The organism is Kitasatospora sp. MBT63 (genome assembly GCF_000710465.2).
In the GTDB taxonomy this organism is placed as follows: domain Bacteria; phylum Actinomycetota; class Actinomycetes; order Streptomycetales; family Streptomycetaceae; genus Kitasatospora.
The window spans coordinates 1-2044 of sequence record NZ_JAIZ01000258.1 but is presented as its reverse complement, the minus strand read 5'-3'; the positions used below and the strand labels follow the sequence as shown (position 1 = coordinate 2044).

Sequence of the window (2044 nt, the reverse complement as noted above, 5' to 3'; positions counted from 1 at the left end):
GGGCCGGCCCGGGGCGGGCCGGTCGGGGACGGCGGACGGGGATTGCGCGGACGGTCGACCGCCGGGGCAAGGGTGCACCGGAATACCTCCCTGGGAACTGCCGGCCGCGGGCGGGCCGGTCACCAGAGAAAGAGGGCCGATCTGAGGTTTCGTCCCGCTGCTTTGCGAATCCTTTGCCATTCGCGAGGTGTCGGTGGCATCCCGCGGGCGGGGTCCGGCCCGTAACCGGCCGACCGTCGGCGCACGTAGCAGCGGGGGTGGACGGCCCCGCGCCCGACCCACCGCCCGGACCGGCAACACCGCAGGTAGACCAGCACTGTGACCCGGAGCCGGGCGCAGGGTACATTGCCCTACCGGCCGGTTCAGTGCGGCACCGAGCCGGACCCCTGTGTCCCACACCGTCCGGACGCGAGCGAGGCCACGATGCGACTCAACCTCAATCAACTGGCGATTTTCGCACAGGTCATCGAATGCGAGGGATTCTCGGCGGCGGGCCAGGTCCTGTTCCTGAGCCAGTCCTCCGTGTCGAAACAGGTTCAGAACCTCGAAATAGCCCTGCGCACCCAGCTGGTCGACCGCTCAGGCCCGAAGATCCGCCCCACCCTGGCCGGCGAGGTCCTGCTGGCCCAGAGCAAGGAGGTCCTCGCCCTCGCCGACCAGGCCGTCGAAGCCGTCCACGCGGCGGCACTGCTGCGCCGCGAACCCCTGGTCATCGGCAGCACCAGCACCATCGGCCACCACCTGCTGCCCGCCCTGCTCCAGGAACTGCGCCGCCGGGAACCCGACGCGCAGCTCAGCCTTGCCGTCAGCACCGCCGACCAGCTCGCCGAGGCACTGGAGGAGGGCCGCACCGGCGTCGGCCTCAGCGGCAGCCCGCTGCCCCCGGGCCGGTACCGCTCCGAACGGCTCGCCGGCGACGACATGCTGCTGGTCTGCCCCGCCGACCACCCGCTCGCCGGACGGCGGATCGCCCCCGCCGACCTGGCCGGCGAGACCTTCCTGCTGCGCGAATGCGGCTCCCAGACCCGCCGTCAGCTGAAGGACCTGCTGCACTGCTGGGAACTGTCCGGCGCCCCGACCCTCGACCTGTGGGGCACCGAGGGCGTCAAGGAGGCCGTCCGGATCGGCCTCGGCGTCGGGCTGGTACCGCGCCGGTCCGTCCGCTTCGAGCTCCGGCACGGCGTGCTGGCCGAACTCGGTGTCAGTCCGGCCCCCGAACGCCGCACCGTGATGGCCAACTGGACACTGGCCCGCCCGCTGACCGCCGGCGAGAACCAGCTGCTCCCGCTGCTGCGGGACGTCTCCCGGGCGACCGCCGGAGCCTGACCGCCCGGCCCGGCCCCGCCCTGGGCAACCGGGGCCGGGCGTGCCAGGATCGCGTGGTGAATGTGAGCGGCGCCCGGCCCGGGGAGGAACTGCAGTGGTGCTCTGGCAGGGGATCAACTTCACCGCGGACGGCCACGAACCCACCACCGCCGAGGAGTACTACCGGATCGCGCTGCACTGCTGGAACAGCGACCCGCACCGCCCCGCGACCACCTTCTTCCTGGAGACCGCCGCGGCCACCGGCCATCCAGCCGCCGTCGAACTCCTCGGCCACGTCCGCTACGTCCAGGGACAGTACGCGGACGCCGTGCCCTGGCTGCGGCAGAGCCCCGGATCCCCCCGGGCCGCCTACTACCTGGCGACCCTCTCCCACCACGGCTGCCCGCCGGCCGGCATCGCCCCCTCGCTCGACGACGCCGCCCACTGGTACCGCGCCGCCGCGTCCCTCGGCGAACCCGAAGCCATGCTCGCCCTCGCCGACCTCTACCTCGAGCGCCAGCTGCCCGTCACCCGCACACCCGCGGACCACGCCCTGGAGCTGCTGCTGACGGCCGCCGACGGCGGGCACCCGTACGCCCAGTACCGGGCGGCCGAGCTCTACCGCACCCTGTACGGCGACACCGGGCGCGCCGCCGCCCTGTACCGCGCCTGCCTGGACAACCCCATGACACCGCGCCACGCACTCGCCACCCTGATGACCCTGCAGAGCCAGGCACAC

At 73.2% G+C, this 2044-nt stretch carries 1 protein-coding gene and 1 pseudogene; both read left to right on the top strand.

Features of this window, described 5'->3' with window-relative positions; genetic code table 11:
• Positions 1 to 423 precede the first annotated feature (423 nt).
• On the top strand, positions 424 to 1326 hold the full coding sequence (locus AA75_RS16375) for a LysR family transcriptional regulator (RefSeq protein ID WP_051812565.1): 903 nt from the start codon (positions 424 to 426) through the stop codon (positions 1324 to 1326).
• A gap of 94 nt (positions 1327 to 1420) precedes the next feature.
• Positions 1421 to 2044, top strand: a pseudogene (locus AA75_RS16370) (sel1 repeat family protein); the annotation flags it as partial.

Bases quoted from the DNA above. Each gene is read 5' to 3' on its own strand.
- AA75_RS16375 (WP_051812565.1), top strand. From the start codon at position 424: ATGCGACTCAACCTCAATCAACTGGCGATTTTCGCACAGGTCATCGAA.